Origin of the sequence: Arthrobacter sp. L77 (genome assembly GCF_000816565.1) — a bacterium.
GTDB classification, from domain to species: domain Bacteria; phylum Actinomycetota; class Actinomycetes; order Actinomycetales; family Micrococcaceae; genus Arthrobacter_D; species Arthrobacter_D antioxidans.
Map to the genome: position 1 here is coordinate 81,027 of NZ_JWSU01000004.1, position 22,211 is coordinate 103,237.

The 22,211-nt window shown below is 70.1% G+C and carries 19 protein-coding genes and 1 riboswitch; of the genes, 13 read left to right on the forward strand and 6 right to left on the reverse strand.

The genetic code is table 11. The annotated features are described in order from the left end of the window. Positions 1-175 precede the first annotated feature (175 nt). Positions 176-610, forward strand: a complete 435-nt coding sequence (locus tag RY94_RS16580) for an Hpt domain-containing protein (protein ID WP_052273874.1) — start codon at positions 176-178, stop codon at positions 608-610. On the opposite strand, the gene RY94_RS02985 is transcribed toward RY94_RS16580, so the two are convergent. After that, entirely contained in the window at positions 607-1,401 is a 795-nt protein-coding gene (locus RY94_RS02985) for a response regulator transcription factor (protein WP_043441661.1), read from the reverse strand. The two genes, RY94_RS16580 and RY94_RS02985, sit on opposite strands and share 4 nt — an antisense overlap. A gap of 110 nt (positions 1,402-1,511) precedes the next feature. Beyond that, a riboswitch (cyclic di-GMP riboswitch) is annotated at positions 1,512-1,586 on the reverse strand. 112 nt (positions 1,587-1,698) lie between these two features. Continuing rightward, positions 1,699-2,595 (reverse strand): LysR family transcriptional regulator ArgP, encoded by an 897-nt coding sequence (locus RY94_RS02990; protein WP_043441664.1) that lies wholly within the window; start codon positions 2,593-2,595, stop codon positions 1,699-1,701. Between the two features lie 70 nt (positions 2,596-2,665). Between RY94_RS02990 and RY94_RS02995 the strand changes: the two genes are divergently transcribed. Next, a complete protein-coding gene (locus tag RY94_RS02995) occupies positions 2,666-3,271 on the forward strand; it encodes a LysE/ArgO family amino acid transporter (protein WP_043441667.1) in 606 nt (201 codons plus the stop codon). 38 nt (positions 3,272-3,309) lie between these two features. Here the strand turns inward: RY94_RS02995 and RY94_RS03000 are convergent, their stop codons facing one another. Then, positions 3,310-3,531: a hypothetical protein gene (locus RY94_RS03000; protein WP_043441669.1), complete on the reverse strand. Its 222-nt coding sequence runs from the start codon at positions 3,529-3,531 to the stop codon at positions 3,310-3,312. 104 nt (positions 3,532-3,635) lie between these two features. Here RY94_RS03000 and RY94_RS03005 point away from each other — a divergent pair, with 104 nt between their 5' ends. The 7 genes from RY94_RS03005 to RY94_RS03035 all read left to right on the forward strand — a co-directional run bounded on the left by RY94_RS03005 (position 3,636) and on the right by RY94_RS03035 (position 10,656). Next, on the forward strand, positions 3,636-3,980 hold the full coding sequence (locus tag RY94_RS03005; protein ID WP_043441671.1) for a PadR family transcriptional regulator: 345 nt from the start codon (positions 3,636-3,638) through the stop codon (positions 3,978-3,980). Further along, the gene (locus RY94_RS03010) at positions 3,977-4,963 is read left to right on the forward strand and encodes a hypothetical protein (protein ID WP_043441673.1); all 987 of its coding nucleotides are present in this window, start codon (positions 3,977-3,979) and stop codon (positions 4,961-4,963) included. Before RY94_RS03005 ends, RY94_RS03010 begins: the two co-directional genes overlap by 4 nt. A 40-nt stretch (positions 4,964-5,003) precedes the next feature. Further along, positions 5,004-6,317: a DUF2252 domain-containing protein gene (locus tag RY94_RS03015; RefSeq protein WP_043441675.1), complete on the forward strand. Its 1,314-nt coding sequence runs from the start codon at positions 5,004-5,006 to the stop codon at positions 6,315-6,317. Between the two features lie 139 nt (positions 6,318-6,456). Further along, positions 6,457-8,328 (forward strand): molecular chaperone DnaK, encoded by a 1,872-nt coding sequence (gene dnaK / locus RY94_RS03020; protein ID WP_043441677.1) that lies wholly within the window; start codon positions 6,457-6,459, stop codon positions 8,326-8,328. Between the two features lie 2 nt (positions 8,329-8,330). Next, on the forward strand, positions 8,331-8,990 hold the full coding sequence (locus RY94_RS03025; protein WP_043441680.1) for a nucleotide exchange factor GrpE: 660 nt from the start codon (positions 8,331-8,333) through the stop codon (positions 8,988-8,990). 162 nt (positions 8,991-9,152) lie between these two features. Further along, entirely contained in the window at positions 9,153-10,151 is a 999-nt protein-coding gene (locus RY94_RS03030; protein WP_043441683.1) for a DnaJ C-terminal domain-containing protein, read from the forward strand. Positions 10,152-10,215: 64 nt separating this feature from the next. Beyond that, entirely contained in the window at positions 10,216-10,656 is a 441-nt protein-coding gene (locus tag RY94_RS03035; protein WP_043441685.1) for a heat shock protein transcriptional repressor HspR, read from the forward strand. Positions 10,657-10,681: 25 nt separating this feature from the next. Here RY94_RS03035 and RY94_RS03040 read toward each other — a convergent pair whose 3' ends face one another. Continuing rightward, on the reverse strand, positions 10,682-11,734 hold the full coding sequence (locus RY94_RS03040; RefSeq protein WP_043441688.1) for a LacI family DNA-binding transcriptional regulator: 1,053 nt from the start codon (positions 11,732-11,734) through the stop codon (positions 10,682-10,684). 152 nt (positions 11,735-11,886) lie between these two features. Here RY94_RS03040 and pulA point away from each other — a divergent pair, with 152 nt between their 5' ends. Then, complete coding sequence (gene pulA, locus RY94_RS03045) at positions 11,887-14,967, forward strand: pullulanase-type alpha-1,6-glucosidase (RefSeq protein WP_043441691.1); 3,081 nt, start codon at positions 11,887-11,889, stop codon at positions 14,965-14,967. A gap of 161 nt (positions 14,968-15,128) precedes the next feature. Here pulA and RY94_RS03050 read toward each other — a convergent pair whose 3' ends face one another. After that, positions 15,129-16,142 carry a LacI family DNA-binding transcriptional regulator gene (locus RY94_RS03050; RefSeq protein ID WP_043441694.1) on the reverse strand — a complete coding sequence of 338 codons (1,014 nt, stop codon included), beginning with the start codon at positions 16,140-16,142 and terminating at the stop codon, positions 15,129-15,131. Between the two features lie 84 nt (positions 16,143-16,226). After that, positions 16,227-17,966 (reverse strand): glycoside hydrolase family 13 protein, encoded by a 1,740-nt coding sequence (locus RY94_RS03055; protein ID WP_043441697.1) that lies wholly within the window; start codon positions 17,964-17,966, stop codon positions 16,227-16,229. 257 nt (positions 17,967-18,223) lie between these two features. Between RY94_RS03055 and RY94_RS03060 the strand changes: the two genes are divergently transcribed. From RY94_RS03060 to RY94_RS03070, 3 genes are all read left to right on the forward strand, one after another. Next, positions 18,224-19,522 carry a sugar ABC transporter substrate-binding protein gene (locus RY94_RS03060; RefSeq protein ID WP_043441699.1) on the forward strand — a complete coding sequence of 433 codons (1,299 nt, stop codon included), beginning with the start codon at positions 18,224-18,226 and terminating at the stop codon, positions 19,520-19,522. Positions 19,523-19,670: 148 nt separating this feature from the next. Continuing rightward, on the forward strand, positions 19,671-21,269 hold the full coding sequence (locus tag RY94_RS03065; RefSeq protein ID WP_043441702.1) for an ABC transporter permease subunit: 1,599 nt from the start codon (positions 19,671-19,673) through the stop codon (positions 21,267-21,269). Then, positions 21,269-22,210, forward strand: coding sequence for a sugar ABC transporter permease (locus RY94_RS03070; protein ID WP_043441705.1), 942 nt, complete (start codon positions 21,269-21,271; stop codon positions 22,208-22,210). Before RY94_RS03065 ends, RY94_RS03070 begins: the two co-directional genes overlap by 1 nt. The last annotated feature ends 1 nt before the right edge of the window (position 22,211 follow it).

Below are 22,211 nucleotides of genomic sequence, written 5' to 3' on the forward strand. Positions count from 1 at the left end.
CCGGGTGGCGGGATGGTGAAGCGCAGCAGTCATGTCGGCGAACGGCATGCTCCGGCGCAAGCTTTGCGCAAGAACTCCGTGCAGGTGCGCGCCGCCCACCCGCCGTCGCTAGGCTTGGACGGTGCCCCTACCTTCGACTCCGTCAGGCCCTGACCATTATCAGGGCCCGTTCCCGGTGGACGGCGCGGCACCTCTCCCACATGATGCCGCCCCGTCCCCCGACGCCCCGCGGGCAGCGGAGCCCCTCCTCGATCCCACGGTCCTCGCGGACATGGTGCGCGACTTCTCCGACCCCGCCGTCGTCCACCGGTTCGCGCGGGACTTCTCCGCGACGCTCGAGGGCAAGCTCGAGCGGCTGGAGCGGGGGATCGGGGCCGGCGACGCCACGGGCGCCGAGGACGCCGTCCTCAGCGTGACGACGTCGGCCGTGATGGTGGGCGCGGTGCGCCTCAGCCAGGCGGCGCGTGCAGTCCATCGCCTGATCACCGCCGACGACCTCGACGGCGCCCGGCGCGCGGTCGCCCCGCTGCGCGCGTGCGCTGCGGACACGCTCCGGGAACTGCGGGCAGGCTACCCGGAGAGCCCTGAGCCGTCGACGGTCCCGCTCTAGTCCGTGCCCCGGGGTACGACGCGGAACCCCACGCCCCGCACCGTCGTGATGAGCTCCGGGCCGCCGTCCACGCGCGCCAGCTTCTGGCGGAGATTCGCGATGTGCACCTCGATGGCCCGCTCGTCCGTGCGGCTGACGAAGTTGTACCCCCGGTAGTCCCCGCCCCGGGACACGCGGACCAGCTCCTCCTTGGTCCGGACGGCCCCGTTGCCCTGCATCAGCTCGTACAGCAGGTTGAATTCGGTCTTGGTAAGCGGCAGTTCCACGCCGGCGCAGCTGGCGATGCGCGCGTCGCCGTCCACCGTGATGCCGCCGTTCCGCAGGACGTTGGCGGACTTCACCGGCTCGTCGTCGGGCGGGACGGGCGCGGCAGGCCGGGCCGGCGGGTGCTGGGCGTTCTGGCCGATGCGGGGCCGGCGGAGCATCGCGTCGATGCGGGCCCGCAGTTCGCGGGGCCTGAACGGCTTCACGACGTAGTCGTCGGCCCCTGCCTGGAGCGCGGTGAGGATGTCCATCTCGTCGCTGTGGCCGCTGAGCACGATCACGTAGCAGTCGGTGGTGTTGCGGATCCGCCGCAGGACCTCGTACCCGTCGATATCGGGGAGCCCGATGTCCAGGGTCACCACCATGGGATGCTGCTGCCGGATCACGTCGACGCCCTCGCGCCCGGTGGTCGCACTGCTGACCACGAAGCCGCCCTGCTCGAGGACGGCACACACCAGGTTCCGGATGTCGAGATCGTCCTCGATGACCACGGCGCCCCGGCGATCGCCGGGTGCGGAGCTAGTCATCGCGCGTTGTCCGGGGACGGCCCTGCGGGGCGGCCGGCAGGTACCGGCAGGCAGGTATGGGAACGGTTGGGACTTCGCGTGTCCGGGGCATAGTCCATGGACCTGTTCTCTTCGGCGGCCCGGCTGACCTCGAGGGTCCCGTGGCTTTGCGTCCCCGGCTCGCACCGGGTTTGCCTTTGTCGACGAGCGGCTGCTCGCTCGACGATAGTAGCAACCCCCGCCGACGCCTTGGTGAACGAGCGGGAGCGCCGTCGAGCCGTGGCGTCACGGCGCCCGGTGCAGGGCGTCACCCCGTGGTCAGCGCCTCCGCACGGGTGGGCGGAGAAGGAGCGCCGCGGACCGCAGTACCGCGTCGCCGACGGCGGCCAGGGCCGTGGAACCGTGGCGCCATTGCTGCCAGTACAGCGGCACGTCCACCTGGCCTCGCGGGTCGAAGCGGACCAGGTCCCGCGGGTCGGACCGCCACTCCGCTTCGGATACGAGGCCCCAGCCCATGCCGAGACGGACCGCGTCGGCGAACTCCTGCGCCGCGGGCAGGTAGTGGCGCGGCGGGTCGACGGCGCGGCGGGTGCGCGAACGCAGGTACTGGTCCTGGAGGTCGTCCTTCCGGTCGAAGAGGACCACGGGTGCAAGGGAGAGCCGTTCGGGCGTCGCCCCGTCGGCGAACCAGGTGTCCCGGAAGCCCCGGGAACAGACCGGCACGTAGCGCATGACGCCGAGCGGCCGCGAGGAGCACCCCTGCACGGGAGAGGCCACGGAGGTGATGGCCGCCGAGGCGGTGCCGTTGCGCAGCAGCTCGAGGGAGTAGTCCTCGTCCTCCCGCAGGATCTCCAGTTGCAGGGTGTCGGCGACCTGGGCGAGGGCCGGGAGGACCCACGTGTGCAGCGAGTCGCCATTGACCACGATCGTGATCCGTCGACGGGGGCCCTCCCGGGCGGAGTCGAGCTCGGTGGCGAGGTCCGCCGACAGCAGTTCGAGCCGGCGGGCGAAGCGGATGATCGCCTCTCCCGCGTCGGTGGGGCGCAGGGGGCGTGTACGGGTGACGACGGGGCGCCCCACGGCCACCTCGAGCGCCCGGATCCGCTGGCTGATCGCCGAGGGCGAGACGGACAGCGCGGAGGCCGCTGCTTCGAAACTCCCCGTGTCGATGATCGCCGCAAGAGCCTCGGCCTGTGCCTGATCGACGGACTTCATAAGCAATTCTTATCACGCTGAAGTAAAATTAGTTTGTCTAACCATCGACGCCGCGCCTAGTTTGGGATGCGTGATCTCCACAGCCGCCACCGGCCTCGTCGCCGGTCTGACCCTGATCGTCGCCATCGGCTCGCAGAACGCCTTCGTGCTGCGCCAGGGCCTGCGGCGGTCCCACGTGGCGCTGGTCGTGACGGTGTGTGCCGTCTCGGACCTCGTCCTGATCGTGCTCGGCGTCGGCGGGTTGGGAGCTGCGATCGAGCGGGCCCCCGTGCTCCTTGAGGTGGTGCGGTGGGCCGGGGCGGCCTTCCTCGCCGGGTACGCGGTCCTCGCGGCACGGCGGGCGCTCCGGGGGGAGCGTCTCGACGTCGACGGCGGACCCGCCACGATGTCCTGGCGTGCCGCGCTCGGGACCTGCCTCGCCCTGACCTGGCTTAATCCACACGTGTACCTGGACACCGTGCTGCTGCTGGGGTCACTCGCGAACACGCACGGCACGCCGGGCCGCTGGTGGTTCGGTGCCGGTGCTGCCCTCGGCAGCATCCTGTGGTTCTCGGCGCTCGGCGTCGGTGCGCGCTTCCTCGCCCCCGTCTTCGCCCGCCCGTGGGCCTGGCGCATCCTGGATGCGCTGATCGCCGCCGTCATGCTCCTGCTGGCCGTGCTCCTGATCCTGCGGTAGCGCGCGCCGCGGTGGGCGCGCCGCGGCGCGGCCCGGGACTACTCCTGGTTGGCGCGCTCCTCGATCCAGTCCGTCGCCGCGTCCGAGAGGAAGATGCCGTCGGGGCCACGCCCGCCCATCCACCACGACTCCGAGGCCACCAGGCCGCCGGCGCTGCCGATGTCGGCGACCACCTCGGGCGTGAGCGCCTCGCCGTTGTGGGCGATCAGCCACTCCCGGGTCTGCGGCGTGACCCTGTTCCACCATCGGTCGAGATCCATGGCCGACAGTATGGCACCTGCGGGTCTCACCCGCGCCGGGTGATCGTCGGACCAGCGACCCGCCGCCTCTTCCTGCACTGTGTGTCGCACACTATGGTGTCGGCATGGACATCGATGAGGGCCTGGTGGCCGGGCACCTGCAGGAACTGCGCCGCGGGACGGTCGTCCTGGCATGTCTCACCCGGCTGCGCACCCCCGACTACGGGTATGCACTCCTCGGCTCGCTCGACGCCCTGGACCTCCAGGTCGATGCGAACACGCTCTACCCGCTCCTTCGGCGCCTCGAGAAGCAGGGCCTGCTGACCAGCGAGTGGAACACCGCCGAATCCCGTCCGCGGAAGTTCTACCGGACGAGCCCGGCCGGCGACGACCTCGCCGCCACCCTCACGGCCGACTGGGATCGGCTGACCGCATCGCTGCACCGCCTCGCCGAAGGGGAACTGCCATGACCACGCTGACCGACCGGTACGTCTGGGCGGCCGTCCGCACCGTACCCGACGCCCAGCGCGCCGAGATCGAACCCGAGATCCGGGTGATGATCGGCGACGCCGTCGACGCACACCGCACCGCGGGGGAGGAGCCCGGTGCGGCCGAACGCTCGGCTCTTGCGGAACTGGGCGACCCGGAACGCCTCGCAGCCGACTACGTGCAACGCCCGCTGCTGCTGATCGGGCCCCGGTACTACCTCGACTGGCTGCGGCTCCTGAAGACCCTGCTGTCCATCGTGGTGCCGATCAGCACCACGGTGGTCTTCCTCGTGCAGTTCCTGAGCCAGGGTGACCTCGGTGCCGCCATCGGCAGTGCGGCGGCGACCGCGCTGGGCGTCACGGTGCACGTGGGCTTCTGGACCACGCTGGTGTTCGCCGTCCTCGAGCGTTCGGGCACCACCGACACCGGGACGGAGTGGTCGCCCGACTGCCTCCCTGCAGTGCCCGACCACTCCCGCCGCAGCCGGCTGCCGGACTTCATCGCCTCCCTCGTCTTCCTCGCCGCCCTGGCGGTGGCCGTCCTCTGGCAGCAGGTGTCCTCCGTCGTCCGGGACCCCGGCGGACAGCCCGTCCCGTTCCTCGATCCCGCGCTGTGGTCCTTCTGGCTTCCGTGGTTCCTCGGGCTGATCATCGCGGAGGCCGCGTTCGCCCTCTGGCTGTACCTGCGGGACTGGTCCTGGGCGGCCGCCGTCGTGAATCTCGCGCTCGATCTCGCCTTCGCGGTCCCCGTGATCCTCCTGTGGTCCGAAGGGCGGCTGCTCAACCCGGACTTCACCGAGGCCGTCGGCTGGGATCCGGCCGCCCCGACCGGCGGCGGCTGGACCATCGCCTCCATCGTCACCGGAGTGCTGGTCCTGCTCGTCGCCTGGGACGTGGTGGACGGGTTCCTGAAGGCGCGGCGGGCGGGTGCGCCCGCCCTGCAACCGGTTCCCGCGCACCACTGATCCTCCGGCGGTCCACAGGGAACGCGCGTACGGTGGCGTGATGGCAGCCACCGAGTCCCGTCAGCAGCACATCGTCAGCACCCTCGTGGAGGCCCACCAGGACCTCATGGGCGTGGACCCCCTCGCCTTCCGGGCGCGGTTCCGGAAGATGGCCGCGGACCCGTATGCCTTCTACCGGGGCAGCGCGGCCCTGTTCTACACCGATATGGCACGGCTCGACGACGCCTGGGCGGACGAGCGCACCGGCCGCGTGTGGATCCACGGCGACCTGCACGCGGAGAACTTCGGCACCTACATGAGCAACGAGGGCCGGCTCACCTTCGACGTCAACGACTTCGACGAGGCGTACGTGGGCCACTTCTCGTGGGACCTCCGCCGCTTCGTCGCGTCGCTGACGCTGCTGTGCTGGCAGAAGGCGCTGCCCTCGCAGTCGGTGCGCGACCTCTCGCGCATCTATCTGGAGGCCTACCTCGGCCGGGTCGCGGACTACGTGGACGACGAGCAGTCCACCTTCGCCTTCGGGCTCGACAACACGGACGGCCCCGTCTACCGGGTGCTGCAGCAGGCCAGGGCGGCCCGCAGGACGCGGCTGCTCGACGCGCTCACGCTCATCGAGGACTACGAACGCCAGTTCCGCGACGACGGCTCGATCCGGGTGCTCGGCGACGACGAGCGCCGGGAGGTCGCGGACGCCTTCGATCGCTACCTCTCCACCATCCCGGACAGCGACCGGTCCCGGCGGCGGGTGTTCTACCGGGTGAAGGGCATCGTGGGCAAGAAGGGGTTCGGGATCGGCAGCGCCGGCCTCCCGACCTACAACGTGCTGATCGAGGGCTTCGACGAGGCCCAGGAGAACGACATCCTCCTCACGATGAAGCAGTCGAACATCGCCGCGCCCAGCCGGATCGTCGACGACGAGCGGGTCCGCGGCTACTTCGTGGACGACGGGCACCGCGCCGTCATCAGCCAGCGGTCCCTGCAGACCCACACCGATCCGTTCCTCGGTTACACGACCATCCGCGGGGTCTCCTTCGTGGTGTCGGAGCTCTCTCCCTACAAGCGGGACCTCTCGTGGGAGGACCTCACGGAACCCGAGCAGATGGTGCCGGTGCTCGAGGCGCTCGGACAGGCGACGGCGAAGATCCACTGCTCGACCGACGAGGACAGCGACCACGACCTCGTGCCGTTCCGCACGGAGACCGCCATCCTGGCGGCCGTGGACCGCTCGCGCGAGGACTTCCTCGAGGACATCGTCGGGTTCGGGGAGGCCTACGCCGCGACGGTGCGCGAGGACCACGCGCTCTTCGTCGACGCCTTCCGGGAAGGGCTCATCACCGCCGTGCCGGCGGCCTAGGAAGCCGGAGTTGAGTCGGTGGGACTCAACTCCGTTTTGACCTGACCCGGTCCGCCCGTATAGTTGAGTGCAGAACGCTCAATCTACGCGCCCGGCGGATGAGCGCCTCGCAAACCCCGGGCAGTCGAAAGGAATTTGCATGTCACGTGCAGTAGGTATTGACCTCGGAACCACCAACTCGGTCGTCTCGGTTCTCGAAGGCGGCGAGCCCACCGTCATCGCGAACGCCGAGGGCGCCCGCACCACGCCGTCGATCGTCGCATTCTCCAAGTCCGGCGAGGTCCTGGTCGGCGAGATCGCCAAGCGCCAGGCCGTCAACAACATCGACCGCACCATCGCGTCGGTCAAGCGCCACATGGGCACCGACTGGAACATCGCCGTCGACGACAAGAAGTACACGCCGCAGGAGATCTCGGCGCGTATCCTCCAGAAGCTCAAGACCGACGCCGAGAGCTACCTCGGCGAGAAGGTCACCGACGCCGTGATCACCGTGCCGGCGTACTTCAACGACGCTGAGCGCCAGGCCACCAAGGAGGCCGGCGAGGTCGCAGGCCTGAAGGTGCTGCGCATCGTCAACGAGCCCACCGCCGCGGCCCTCGCCTACGGCCTCGACAAGGGCAAGGAAGACGAGCTGATCCTCGTGTTCGACCTCGGCGGCGGAACGTTCGACGTCTCCCTGCTCGAAGTCGGCAAGGACGAGGACGCCTTCTCCACCATCCAGGTCCGCTCGACCGCCGGCGACAACCGCCTCGGCGGCGACGACTGGGACCAGCGCGTCGTGGACTACCTGCTCTCGCAGGCCAAGGCCAAGGGCGCCGACCTCTCCAAGGACAAGATCGCCCTGCAGAGGCTGAAGGAAGCCGCCGAGCAGGCCAAGAAGGAGCTGTCCTCGGCGACGTCCACCAACATCTCCCTGCAGTACCTCTCGGTGACGCCGGACGGACCCGTCCACCTCGACGAGCACCTCTCCCGCGCCAAGTTCCAGGACCTCACCAAGGACCTCCTGGACCGCACGAAGAAGCCGTTCCACGACGTCATCACCGAAGCCGGCATCAAGGTGGCCGACATCGACCACATCGTCCTCGTCGGCGGCTCCACCCGCATGCCCGCTGTCGGAGAGCTCGTCAAGGAGCTCGCCGGTGGCAAGGAGCCCAACAAGGGCGTCAACCCGGACGAGGTCGTGGCCGTCGGTGCCGCACTGCAGGCCGGCGTCCTGAAGGGTGAGCGCAAGGACGTCCTCCTCATCGACGTCACCCCGCTGTCCCTGGGCATCGAGACCAAGGGCGGCATGATGACCAAGCTCATCGAGCGCAACACGGCCATCCCCACCAAGCGCAGCGAGACCTTCACCACGGCGGACGACAACCAGCCGTCGGTGGCGATCCAGGTGTTCCAGGGCGAGCGTGAGTTCACCCGCGACAACAAGCCGCTGGGCACGTTCGAGCTGACCGGCATCGCGCCGGCCCCGCGCGGCGTCCCGCAGGTCGAGGTCACCTTCGACATCGACGCCAACGGCATCGTGCACGTGTCCGCCAAGGACAAGGGCACCGGGACCGAGCAGTCGATGACCATCACCGGTGGTTCCTCGCTCTCCAAGGAGGACATCGACCGCATGGTGCGCGAGGCCGAGGAGCACGCCGCCGAGGACAAGAAGCGCCGCGAGGCGGCCGACGTCCGCAACGGCGCCGAGCAGCTCGCCTACTCCGTGGACAAGCTCATCGCCGACAACGCGGACAAGCTGCCGGAGGAGGTCAGGACCGAGGTCCAGGCCGACGTCGACGCCCTCAAGAAGGCCCTCGAGACGCAGGACAACGACGACGAGGTCAAGGCGGCGTTCGAGAAGCTGCAGGCCTCGCAGTCCAAGCTCGGCGAAGCGATCTACGCCTCGGCCCAGCAGGACGCCGGCCAGGCAGGCGCAGCGCCCGCCGACGACCAGCCAGCCTCCGCAGGCACCGACGAGGACATCGTCGACGCCGAAGTGGTTGACGAAGACACCAACGAGAAGAAGTAGTCATGCCGCACCACGGAAATGAAGAAGAGCACCAGTCGGAGCCGGTGAACTCCTCCGACAACCGGGAGATCGACCCGGAGACGGGCGAAGTCCGTGGGCAGCAGCAGGACGCCGGTGAGCCGGCCGCGGAGGAATCCGCGGCCGGAGCGCAGGCCACGCCCGCGGCCGACGCTTCCGAAGGGGATGCCCTGGCCCAGGCCGAGGCGATCCTGAACGAGGCAGGTGCCGAGGGTCACGACCCGGCAGTGGACGTCGTCGCGGAGCTCCGCAACGACCTGCTCCGCCTGCAGGCGGAGTACGTCAACTACCGGCGCCGCGTCGAGCGTGACCGGGACGTCGCCCGCGACCAGGCGGTCATCGGTGTCCTCAACTCGCTGATGCCCGTCCTCGACGACATCGACGCCGCACGCCAGCACGGCGATCTCGCGGAGGGCCCGTTCGCGGCGATCGCGGGAAAGCTCGAGAACGTCCTGAAGACGTACGAGCTGACGCGGATCGACGAGGTGGGTGTCGCGTTCGACCCGAACGTCCACGAGGCGCTCATGCAGCAGCCGAGCGCGGACGTCCAGGCGGACAGCGTCAGCCAGATCCTCCGCGCGGGCTACCGCAAGGGGGAGCGCGTCCTCCGTGCCGCCCAGGTGATCGTGGCAGTGCCCGAGTAATCAGCACCGTGAACGCCGGAGCAGCCCTCGAACGGCGGCAACGAAATCTCCCTGCTCGCAGAGCTCGCTGGGAGATATTGGAGCCGCCTTCCTCGAGGGCTGCCCCGGCTTGCGCCGCTTACTCACCTCTTTATTCGGATGAACAACGGAAGGAGACGCCAATTGGCTAGTCAGGATTGGGTCGACAAGGATTTCTACAAGATCCTGGGTGTCTCCAAGGATGCGTCCGGTGACGAGATCAAGAAGGCGTACCGGAAGCTCGCGCGCAAGCACCACCCCGACCAGAACCAGGGGGCCGCGGCGTCGGAGCGCACCTTCAAGGACGTCTCGGAGGCCTACTCCGTCCTGTCCGACGCCGAGGAGCGCCAGCAGTACGACGCCATCCGCGCGATGGGCGGCGGCGCGCGCTTCTCCGCAGGTGGAGCGGGCGGAGGCGCCGGCGGCAACGCCGGCTTCGAGGACGTCTTCGGCAACCTCTTCGGCCAGGGCGCGGGCACCCGCCAGCGCACCGGGTTCTCGAACGGCAACCTGCCCCCCGAATTCGCCGACCTGTTCGGTGGCGGGGGCATGGGCGGCGGCGGCGGATTCCCCGGCGGGTTCCAGTCCACCCGCCCGCAGAAGGGCGCGGACCGCACGGCGAGCACGTCCATCTCCTTCGGCGGTGCCATCAACGGTACGACCATCGGGCTGCGCGAACCCTCCGGGGAGCAGATCGACGTCCGCATCCCGGCCGGCATCCGCGACGGCCAGAAGGTCCGGGTCAAGGGCAAGGGGCAGCCGGGCCAGGCCGGCCCCGGCGACCTCATGGTCAGCGTGAGCGTGAAGGAGCATCCGCTCTTCAAGCGCGACGGCGACAACATCCGCGTCCACGTGCCCGTCAGCTTCCCCGAGGCGGCGCTCGGTGCCGAGATCAAGGTGCCGACGCTCACCGGCGAGATGGTCACCATGCGGGTACCCGCCGGCACGCCGTCGGGCAGGACGCTCCGGCTCAAGGGCCGGGGGGTGAAGACGTCGAAGACGACCGGCGACCTGCTGGTCATCGTCGACATCGTCGTTCCGCAGAACCTCTCGAAGGAGGCGGAAGCCGCCGTGGAGACGTTCCGCGCCGCCACGAAGGACGCGGATCCGCGGGCAGGCCTGGTCGCGAAGGCGCGCCTGTAACAGCACGTCCGCACGGCACATCCGAGCAGCACCCGGGAACATCGGCATCGGAAGGAGGTCCGTCATGGACCACACCCTGCCCATCTATGTCATCTCGGTGGCCGCCGAGCTCGCCGACATGCACCCGCAGACGCTCCGCCAGTACGACAGGCTGGGGCTCGTGACGCCGAGCCGTGCGCCGGGCCGGGCGCGGCGCTACTCCCAGAAGGACGTCAGCACCCTGCGCGAGGTCCAGCGGCTGTCGCAGGAAGGCGTATCGCTGGAGGGCATCCGGCGGATCCTCGACCTCGAGAACCAGGTCGCGGCCCTGCAGTCGCGCGTCGCGGAGCTGTCCTCCGAACTGGCGGCCCGCCGTGTCCAGGCCGAGTCGAGCCGGGTGTTCGCCGCGGGTCTCGCGGGGGACGTCGTCACCCTCGTCCGCGGGCAGCGTCCCCGCGCCCGCACCCAGGCCCTCATGGTGTGGCGCCCCGAGTCGGCGCGGACCGTCAACCAGTCGCGCGGCTAGGTTCCCGGGCCAGGCGCGGCCGGCCTCAGGACACCCCGGGGCCCGTCCGCACCGCGGGTCCCGCCCCGGTGGAGCCGCGGACCACCAGGTCCGACTGGAACAGGATCTCGTTCCGGGTGACCCGATCCCCGTCCAGCTCCGTGACCAGGGCGTGGACGGCCGCCTCGGCCATCGCCGCCACGTTCTGCCGCAGGGTCGTCAGCGGCGGATCGGTGAAGGCCATGAGCGGGGAGTCGTCGAAGCCGACCACCGAGATGTCCTCCGGTACCCTGAGGCCCCGGGTCTGCGCGGCGCGGACGGCGCCGAGGGCCATGACGTCCGAGGCGCAGATGATCGCCGTGTGTCCCGAGTCGAGGAGCTCGTTCGCCGCGCTCTGCCCGCCCTCGATGGTGAACATGCTCGTCGCGATGTGCGGCCCGGCGTCGTCCTCGCCGAGGAACTGGACCAGCCCTGAGCGGAAGCCCTCCAGCTTGCGGCGGCTCGGGATGAAGCGGTCGGGGCCGGTCGCGAAGCCGACACGCTGATGGCCCTGCGCCACGACGTGCCGGACGGCCGTGCGGATGGCCGTGGCGTCGTCGTTGGAGACGGACGGCGCGTCGACCTCGGGCCTGGCCCCGTTGACGAGGACGAACGGGACCCGCCCGCGCAGGCGGCGGTAGCGTTCCAGGCTCGCCCGGCCGTCGGAGTGCGCGGCGCAGACGAAGATGATCCCGCTGACGCCCTGGTCCAGCAGGAGGGCGACGTACTCGTCCTCGGTGATGCCCCCGCCCGGCAGGGTGCACAGGGCGGGGATGTAGTCGTTGGGTGCCAGCAGGGCCGCGATGGCGCCGGCGAACGCCGGGAAGATCGGATTCACGAGGTCCGGCACGACGACGCCGATCTGCCCCTTGGAGCGCCCGGCCGTGCGGGAGGGCCGCTCGTAGCCCAGGCTGTCCATCGCCGCGAGGACGGCCTGCCGGGTCTCCTGGGAGGCACCGCCCTTGCCGTTCAGGACACGCGACACGGTGGGTACGCTGACGCCGGCGGTGCGGGCGACGTCGTCCAGGCGCGGCCGCTCGGTACGCTTGCCGGGAGTCATGGCCCCAATCTAGCGCAGGCCTTCGTCCGACCCGAAAGATTGCGTGAAACTTTTGCAAAGCCCTTCTGCTCGCCGCGCCGCGTCCCTAGGATCAGGGTATTCACCCCTCCTCAGTCCGGCCTGCAGCGACGCAGGGTCGGGGAAGGACCACCATGACCCCGAACACCACGGACACGCCCCGGACCAGCGGGAGGCCGGCCCTTCGGCGCCGGTCCCGGCTGGCCGCCGTCGTCCTGACCGCGCCGCTCCTGGCGACCCTCATGCCGGCGCCCGCGCTCGCCGACCACACGACCCCGCCGGGAACGGTGGCCCTCGTGGGTTCCCTCCAGGCAGAACTCGGCTGCCCCGACGACTGGCAGCCGGAGTGCGCCGCCACGAGGCTCGTCCCCGTGGACGGGGCGCCGGACACCTGGTCGGCGACCTTCGACGTCCCCGCCGGATCCTACGAGTACAAGGTGGCGCTGAATGGGTCCTGGGGTGAGAACTACGGCGCCGACGGCGCCGCCGGTGGCGCGAACCTGGCGCTGCAGGCCCCGGGCGGCCCCGTGACCTTCACCTACAACCACCGCACCCACGCCGTCTCGAGCGACGCGCCCCAGGCGCCCACCGGGTCGACGGCGGCGCACTGGCTCACCGCGGACACCCTCGCCTGGGGTGTCGAGGTGCCGGCCGATGCCCGTTTCCGCCTCTACTCCGCCCCGGAGGGCGGACTCGTCGCCGGCGACGGGAGCGTCACGGGCGGCAGCTACATCGACCTCGAGCGAGGCAAGGACGTCCTGCCCGCGCGTCTCGCCGCACGGTACCCCCATCTGGCCGACCTCGCGACGGTGACGCTCGGCAGGAAGGACGCCCGGAAGGCCGGGGACCTGCTCAAGGGTCAGCTGCTCCTCGCCGCCGTCGGGCCGGACGGGAAGGTCCTGGCCACCACGGGCGTCCAGGTGCCCGGCGTGCTCGACGACCTCTATGCAGGGGCCGCCCGCGAGCAGCTCGGCCTCAGCTGGAAGGGCAGGAAGCCCCACCTGGATCTCTGGGCCCCGACGGCCCGCAGTGTCTCGGTGCAGGTCTTCCGCGACGGCTCGGGTGGGGACCCGATCGCCACCCGTCCCCTGCGCGCGGGCAAGGACGGCGTCTGGAGCGTCGACGGCGAGAAGGACTGGAACGGCGCGTACTACCTCTACGACGTCGAGGTCTTCGTCCCCGAGACCGGCGCCGTGGAACACAACCTCGTGACCGACCCCTACAGCGTCGGGCTGTCCACGAACTCGGAGCGGTCCCTGTTCGTGGACCTCACGGATCCCTCGCTCATGCCGTCGTCGTGGGCTCGCCTGCCGAAACCGGCCCTCGATCGCCCCGAGGAGCTGTCCGTCTACGAACTCCACGTGCGCGACTTCTCGATCACCGACACCACCGTGCCCGAGGCCGAACGCGGCACCTACGCCGCGTTCAGCAGGCCGGACAGCGCCGGCATGCAGCGGCTCTCGGAGCTGGCGGACAACGGGCTCAACGCCATCCACCTCCTGCCCGTGAACGACATCGGCACCATCGAGGAGGACCGTGCGCAGCAGGCCGACCCCGCCTGCGACCTCGAGGCGTTCGCCCCCGACAGCACCGGACAGCAGCAGTGCGTCACCGACGTCGCCTCCCGGGACGGCTTCAACTGGGGCTACGACCCCCTGCACTACACGACGCCGGAGGGCTCCTACTCGACGAACCCCGAGGACGCCACGCGCATCCGCGAGTTCCGCGGCATGGTCGCCTCGCTCAACGAGTCCGGACTGCGCGTCATCCAGGACGTCGTGTACAACCACACCGCGGGCGCCGGTCAGGCCTCGGACAACAACCTCGACCGGATCGTCCCCGGCTACTACCACCGCCTGAACCCCGAGTCGGGTGCCGTCGAGACCTCGACGTGCTGCCCGAACACCGCGACCGAGCACACCATGATGGGCAAGCTGATGGTCGACTCGATCGTGACGCTCGCACGCACCTACAAGCTCGACGGCTTCCGGTTCGACCTCATGGGGCACCACTCGAAGCAGAACATCCTCGACGTCCGCGCGGCCCTCGACAAGCTGACGCTCAAGCGCGACGGCGTGGACGGCAGGTCCATCTACCTGTACGGCGAGGGCTGGAACTTCGGGGAGGTCGCGGACAACGCCCGGTTCGTCCAGGCCACGCAGGCCACCATGGCCGGCACCGGCATCGGCACGTTCAACGACCGCCTCCGCGACGCGGTGCGCGGCGGTGGGCCCTTCGACGAGGATCCGCGGATCCAGGGCTTCGCCTCCGGACTGCTGACCGACCCGAACGGCGTCGCCGGCAACGGCACCGAGGCCGAACAGCGCGCCGAGCTGCTCCTGTCGCAGGACCAGATCCGGGTGGGACTGACCGGCAACCTGAAGGACTACACGTTCACCGACCGCCACGGCGAGCAGGTCACGGGCGCCGACGTGGACTACAACGGATCGCCGACCGGGTACGCGGCGGACCCCCAGGAGAGCATCACCTACGTCGAGGCACACGACAACGAGACGCTCTTCGACGCGCTCGCGTTCAAGCTGCCGGCCGACACGCCGATGCCCGACCGCGTCAGGATGCAGACCCTGGCGCTCTCCACCACTGCACTGGGCCAGGGCGTCTCCTTCTGGCACGCGGGCGGCGAGGCGCTGCGCAGCAAGTCCCTGGACCGCAACAGCTACGATTCCGGCGACTGGTTCAACATCCTCGACCACACCGGCACGGACAACGGCTTCGGCCGGGGCCTGCCGCCGCGGGCGGACAACGAGGCGAAGTACGCATTCATGCAGCCGCTGCTGGCCGACCCGGCGCTCAAGCCCTCACCCGCGGACATCGAGGCCGCGAGCGGGCAGGCGCAGGAGTTGCTGCGGATCCGGCAGGGCAGCCCGCTGTTCAGCCTCGGCACGGCCGGGCTCGTCCAGCAGAAGCTGTCCTTCCCGGGCAGCGGCCCCGACCAGACGCCCGGCGTGATCGTGATGCACCTGGACGACACCGTGGGCCCCGACGTCGATCCCGGGCGGAAGGGCATCGTGGTGGTCTTCAACGCCTCCGACGAGCCCACCTCCCAGCGCGTCCCGGCCGCCGCCGGCAGGGGCTTCGCGCTGCACGCCGTCCAGGCGGAGGGGAGCGACGACGTCGTCGGCCGGTCCGCGGCCACGCAGGACGGGACCTTCACGGTCCCGGCCCGCACGGTGGCGGTGTTCGAGGCGCGGTAGTCCGTTCCCGGGGCCCGGCATCCCTCCCGGGGTGCCGGGCCCTCGTGCGTCCCGGGCCGGAGCCGGGGACTTCGGCGCCGACCCGGTCAGGGTGCGCGGCGTGTCGCGGCCCGACACGCACCTCCGAGGCCGGACGTCCCCGGGGACGGTACAGGTCAGGGTCAGGCGGACGGCGCGGCGGTGCTCGACCGGATGATCAGCGCGGTCCGGGCGGAGTGGTGCTCGGGATGGTAGGCGCCGGGATCCTGCAGGATCTGCAGCAGGCGCTCGACGGCGCGCTGGCCCTGCTGCTGCGGGAACTGGGCCACGGTGGTCAGGCCGAGCGCCTCACCGAGCTCGTGCCCGTCGATGCCGATCACGGAGACGTCCTCGGGGACGCGCAGGCCCAGCTCGCGGGCGGCCAGGATGGCGCCGATGGCCATCTCGTCCGAGGCGCAGAACACGGCCGTCGGGGTGTCCCGCGGGTAGCCGAGGAGCTGCTTCGCCTGGCTGTGCGCGCCCTGGATGGTGAAGTCGGCGTCCACCCGCCACGAGTCGAGGATCTCCAGGCCCGCCGCGGCCATCGCCGATTCGTAGCCGTGGCGGCGCGTGCCGGCGATCCGGAAATCGTTCTCGAAGGCGTCCGACCCGCCGATGTGGGCGATGCGCCGGTGCCCCAGGGTGATGAGGTGCTCGGTGGCGAGCTCCGCGATCTCGCGGTCGTTGACGCTGTAGGTCTCGGCGCCGGGCAGCGGACCGCCGATCCCCACGACGGGCTTGCCGACGGCGAGGAGCTGTCCCAGTTCCTCCCGGCTCAGTTCGAGGGAGACCGGGATGACGCCGTCGCAGCGCTGGCGCAGCAGGAACTCGGACAGGACGCGGTCGCGGAGCCCGGCGTCCTCGTTCAGGTTGTAGAGCGTGAGGTCGTAGCCGGCGGTGAGGAGCGACGCCGCGAGGCTGTCCACGATCTGGGAGTAGTACCAGCGGGCCACGGACGGCACGACGACGCCGATGTTGCGGTGCCGCCCGGACGCCAGGGAGGACGCCGTGGAGCTGACGACGAAGTCCAGCTCCCTCGCTGCCTGCAGGACACGGGCGCGCGCCCGTTCGGAGACCCGGCCGTTGCCGCTGAGCGCCCGGGAGACGGTCGCGGTGGACACGCCGGCCAGCTGGGCGACGTCCTTGATGCCGGCCATGGTCCCCCTTCCACGTGGCAGCAGTGACGGGGACACCCTACCCGGGTGTCCCCGTCCGATCATTGCCGATCCTCCGCCGATCTCCTACCCGGCGGCCATCAGCCAGACGCAGGCGTTCGGGGCGAGCATGCCCTCCGTGACCGAGCCCGGCGTGCTGGCCGCGATGACGGTGCCCTCCGGCAGGGGGGCGGTGAACTCACCCATGTTGAGTACCACCAGCACCTCGCCGTTGCGGAACGCGACGACGTCGGAACACTCGAAGTTCCGGGACCAGCTGAGGGATCCGGCGCCGAGGCGCAGGTCCCGGCGGAGCTGCAGGGCCGTCCGGTACAGCGAGAGGGTGGACTCGGGGTCGGCGGACTGCACGTCGCGGGCGTAGTCCGCCCAGCCCTCGGGCTGCGGCAGCCACGGGTCCGCGGGCGCCTCGGCGTCCCCGAATCCGAACGCGGGCGCCTCGGCCTGCCAGGGCAGGGGGACGCGGCATCCGTCGCGGCCGATCCTCTCGCCGGCCGTGCGGACGAAGGTCGGGTCCTGCCGCGCGTCGTCGGGCATGGCGGTGTGGTCGGGCAGGCCGAGCTCCTCGCCCTGGTAGAGGTAGATCCCGCCGGGCAGCGCGAACATGGCGAGCGACGCGGCACGGGCGCGGGCGAGGCCGGTCGCGGTGTCGGGCTGCGCGTCCGAACGGCCGATGCCGTCGCCGCCCCGCGGCGGGCCGTCCGTCAGGCCGAAGCGGCTGGCGTGCCGGACGACGTCGTGGTTGCTCAGCACCCAGGTGGTGGGGGCGTCCACGGCGTCGAACGCGGTGAGGGAGGAGGAGATGACGTGCCGGAGTCCGTGCGCGTTCCACGGGTGGTGGAGGTAGGCGAAGTTGAACGCCTGGTGCATCTGGTCGGAGCGGACCCAGTTCGTGAGCCGCGGGAGGGGATCGATCGAGGCCTCCGCGCACAGGATGCGCTCGCCGTCGTACTCGGCGAGGATGGCGCGCCACTGCCGGTAGATGTCGTGGATCTCCTCCTGGCCGAACATGGGCGCCTCCCAGCCGGGGAAGCCCTCGGAGGATCCGCCGTCGGCGCGTCCGCCCCAGTCCGGCAGCCCCTCGGCCTTGATGAGGGCGTGGGCCACGTCCACGCGGAAGCCGCCGACGCCGCGGTCGAGCCAGAAGCGCAGGACCCTCTCGAACTCGGCCCGCACCGCGGGGTTGTCCCAGTTGAAGTCGGGCTGCGAGGAGTCGAACAGGTGGAGGTACCACTGGCCGGGCGTGCCGTCGGCGTCGACGACGCGGGTCCAGGCCGGCCCGCCGAAGTGCGACTGCCAGTTGTTGGGCGGCTCGCTGCCGTCGGCGCCGCGGCCGTCCCGGAAGATGAACATCGCGCGTTCCGCGGAGCCCGCGGGGGCCGCGAGCGCTGCCTGGAAGAGCACGTGCTCGCTGGAGCAGTGATTGGGTACGAGGTCGACGATCACGCGGATGTCCAGGCTGTCCGCACGGGCCACGAGCGCGTCGAAGTCGGCGAGCGTGCCGAACAGCGGGTCCACGTCGCAGTAGTCAGCGACATCGTAGCCCCCGTCGCGCTGGGGCGAGGTGAAGAACGGCGAGAGCCAGAGCGCGTCGATGCTGAGCTCGGCGAGGTGCCCCAGTTCGGCCGTGATGCCCGGGAGGTCGCCCATCCCGTCACCGTTCGAGTCGCGGAACGACCGCGGGTACACCTGGTAGATGACGGACGAGCGCCACCACTGGTCGTCTTCGGACGGGGTGTGGAGCGGTGCATGGAAGGCATCGGGGGAGGACAGGTCCTCGCCGTGCAGGAGGGGGGCGATCTCAGACATGCGAATCATCCTAGACCGCCGGCGGCCGGATTATGGAAGCGCTTTCAGGAGGAAGTGCCTTGATCTTGCGTCTTTCCTCGGGTACCGGCGCGTCGGATGTGACGCGTTGGGTAAACGTGATGCAAGCGTTTACAGTTGTGACTCGGGTCACCGTCGCCTCCGAGTAGGGAGCGGCTGCGACACGCACATCCCCCGGCCTGCGAGGCTCCGTGCTTCGTCCGGGCGATCGACAGAAGCCGCTCATGAAAGGTTCACCAATGAAGGTGCGATCCAACCAGCCGACCCGTCGGCACGCTCTGATCACCGGCGTCATGTCGGTGGCCGTCCTGGCCCTCACGGCCTGCGGCGGGGGAGCCGCCGAGTCCCCCTCGGCCGGCTCCAGCTCCGCCGCCCCGAATCTCGCCGAGGGCGGCGCCACCACCCTCACCATGTGGGTCGACGCCGAGCGCGCCCCCGCCCTCGAGGAGATCACCAGGTCCTTCAAGGAGGACACCGGCATCGAGGTCAAGCTCGCGGTCAAGGACTTCGCCGCCGTCCGCGACGACTTCATCACCCAGGTGCCCACCGGCAAGGGACCCGACCTGATCGTGGGCCCCCACGACTGGCTGGGCACGTTCGTGCAGAACGGCGTCGTCGCCCCCGTGGAGCTCGGCGACAAGGCCTCCGAGTTCCAGGAGTCCGCCGTCCAGGCCATGACCTACGACGGCAACGTCTACGGCGTGCCCTACGCACTGGAGAACATCGCCCTGCTGCGCAACACGGACCTCGTCCCCGAGGCCGCCGCGACGTTCGACGAGGTCATCGCCAACGGCGAGGCCGCCGTCGCCGCCGGAGATGCGACCTACCCGTTCCTGGTGGGCATGGACCCCAAGCAGGGCGACCCCTACCACCTGTACCCGCTGCAGACCTCGATGGGCGTGCCGGTGTTCGGGCAGAACGAGGACGGCAGCTACAACGCCGACGAACTGCTGCTCGGCGAGCCGAACGGCGTGGAATTTGCCAAGAAGCTCGTGGAATGGGGCGATACCGGATCGAAGGTCATCAACTCGAACATCACGGGTGACATCGCCAAGGAGAAGTTCAACGCGGGCGAGTCGCCCTACTTCCTGACCGGTCCCTGGAACGTCCCCGATGCCCAGGCCGCAGGCCTGAACCTCGCCGTCGACAAGCTCCCCACGGTCGGCGACCAGGACGCCCAGCCCTTCATCGGCGTCAACGGCTTCTTCATCTCCTCGAAGAGCGCCAACGCCCTCGCCGCGAACGAGTTCGCCGTGAACTACCTGAGCACCGAAGCCGCCCAGGATGCGATGTACGACGTCGGAGGCCGCCCGCCGGCCCTCAAGGCCAGCTTCGACAAGGCGGCGTCCGATCCCATCGTCGCGGCGTTCGGCGAGATCGGCGCCAACGGCGTCCCGATGCCCGCCCTGCCCGAGATGCAGGCCGTCTGGGCCGACTGGGGAGGAACCGAGCTCGCGCTGATCAAGGGCAGCGGCGATCCCGCCGCAGCCTGGACCACCATGGTGAGCAACATCGAGGCGAAGATCGCCGAACAGTAGTCCCCGCAGCACCCGCAGCACCCGCAGCACCGCAGTACCACTGGCGCCCGTCGCCCCGGCGACGGGCGCCACCCTTCTCATCGCCACCCCTTCGAGGTGGCGGCACCACAGCAGCGGCCGTCCCCGCCGATCACCGAAAGCCTCCGCCATGCTCACTTCGGCCCCTCCCGGCCCGGCCGCAACGCGTCCTCCCCAGAAGACCGCCGCCCGCTCCGATTCCACCCTCGGCCTGCTCGCGAAGATCGTGCTGCTCGGCCTCGTGGACGCCTTCGCGGTCTACGTCCTCATCACGCTCTTCCTGCAGGAGAAGTGGGTGATCCTCCTCGTCGGCGCGGCCGTGACGGTCCTCATCAACTGGATCTACCTGCGCAGGGGCGGCCTGCCGGCGAAGTACCTGGCCCCCGGGATCTTCTTCCTGGTGGTCTTCCAGGTGTTCGTCATGATCTACAGCGGCTACGTGGCCTTCACCAACTACGGCGACGGCCACAACAGCACCAAGGCCGACGCCGTGAACGCCATCCAGCTCTCCGCGCAGCAGCGGGTCCCGGACTCGCCCGCCTACCGCGTCTCCGTCCTCGAGGCCGACGGCGACTTCCACCTCCTCGCCACCGGCCCCGACGGCGGGGTGTCCGTGGGCACCACCGGCGTACCGCTCGAGGAGGCCGACGACGCCGTCACCGACGGCACCGGCAAGGGCGTGGAGCTCGAGGGCTACCGCACGCTGCAGTTCGGCGAGGTCCTCGCGAACCAGGCGGACATCCTCGCGATCACCGTCCCGTTCTCCGACGACCCGGAGGACGGCAGCCTCAAGACCAGCGACGGCTCGAACGCCTACGTGTACCGCCCGTCGCTGAGCTACGACGAGACCACGAGCACCTTCACCGACCTCGAGACCGGGACCACCTACTCCGACATGGGCGAGGGCTCCTTCCGGTCCGCCGACGGCGAGCAGCTGAGCACCGGCTGGAAGATCGACGTCGGCTTCGACAACTTCGTGAAGGCGTTCACGGACCCGAACATCCGCGGCCCGCTGGTGCAGGTGGTCCTGTGGACCTTCACCTTCGCGATCGTCTCCGTCCTGTCCACGTTCGCGCTCGGACTGTTCCTCGCGAACGCCTTCAACCTCCCGGACCTCCGCGGCAAGCGGATCTACCGCATCCTGATGATCCTGCCCTACGCCTTCCCGGCCTTCCTCGCCGGGCTCGTGTGGTCCGGCCTGCTGAACCCCGAGTTCGGCTTCGTCAACAACACCTTCTTCGGCGGCGCGGACATCCCGTGGCTGACGGACCCGCTGCTCGCGAAGGTCAGCGTCCTCGTGGTGAACCTCTGGCTCGGCTTCCCGTACATGTTCCTGGTGTGCACCGGGGCCCTGCAGTCCCTGCCCGAGGAGGTCACCGAGGCCGCCCGCATGGACGGCGCGACCGCGTGGCGCACGTTCACCGCCATCAAGCTGCCCCTGCTGCTGGTCTCGGTCGCGCCGCTGCTCATCGCGAGCTTCGCGTTCAACTTCAACAACTTCAACGTCATCTACATGCTGACCGACGGCGGCCCCCGCTTCGACGGCACGACGGCGAACATCGGCCACACCGACATCCTCATCACCATGGTCTACGAGATCGCGTTCGGCACCGGTGTGGGCCGCGACTACGGCCTCGCCAGTGCCCTGTCCATCATCATCTTCATCATCGTCGCCGTGATCTCCGCCATCAGCTTCCGGCAGACCAAGGCACTGGAGGACATCAACTGATGACCACGTTCACCGATCCCCAGGCAGCCGCCCCCGCCGAGACGCGCGCAGGCGGGTCCGGTCGTGTCCCCGAGCAGCGCAGGCGCACGTTCGGCCAGTGGTTCAGGCACAAGGGCTGGCGCCACGTCGTCGGCGTCGTGACCACGCTCTTCGCCGTGTTCCCGCTGCTCTACGTGCTCTCCGCGGCCCTGAACTCCAACGGCACGATGGCCGGCTCCAACGTCCTGTTCAGCCGGTTCGACACCGGCAACTTCGAGGCCCTGTTCTCCAACCCGAGCAGGCCCTTCGGGCGGTGGTTCATGAACACCATGATCATCGGCGTGGTGACCTCCGCGGCCACCGTGTTCCTCGGCGCCCTCGCCGCCTACGCGTTCAGCCGCATGCGCTTCAAGGGCCGCCGCGTGAGCCTGCTCTCGCTGCTGATCCTGCAGATGTTCCCCCAGCTGCTCGCCGTCGTCGCCATCTTCCTCCTCCTGAACGCCATCACCGACGTCGTCCCGTGGCTGGGGCTCGGCAGCCAGCTCGGCCTGATCATGGTCTACCTGGGCGGAGCGCTGGGCGTGAACACGTACCTCATGTACGGGTTCTTCAACACGGTCCCGAAGTCCCTCGACGAGGCCGCGCGCATCGACGGCGCCAGTCACGTGCAGGTGTTCTTCACGATCATCCTGCCGCTCGTCACGCCCATCCTCGCCGTCGTGGGGCTCCTCGCGTTCATCGGCCTCAGCAGCGAGTTCGTGATCGCCAGCGTGGTGCTCACGGATCCCGACTCGCAGACCCTCGCCGTGGGCCTGTACTCCTACGTGGCGCAGCAGCGCTCCGAGAACTGGGGCGTCTTCGCGGCAGGCGCGGTGCTCGCGGCCGTGCCGGTCATGGCCCTGTTCCTCTTCCTGCAGAAGTACATCACCACCGGCCTCGTCTCCGGCTCCGTCAAGGGCTGAC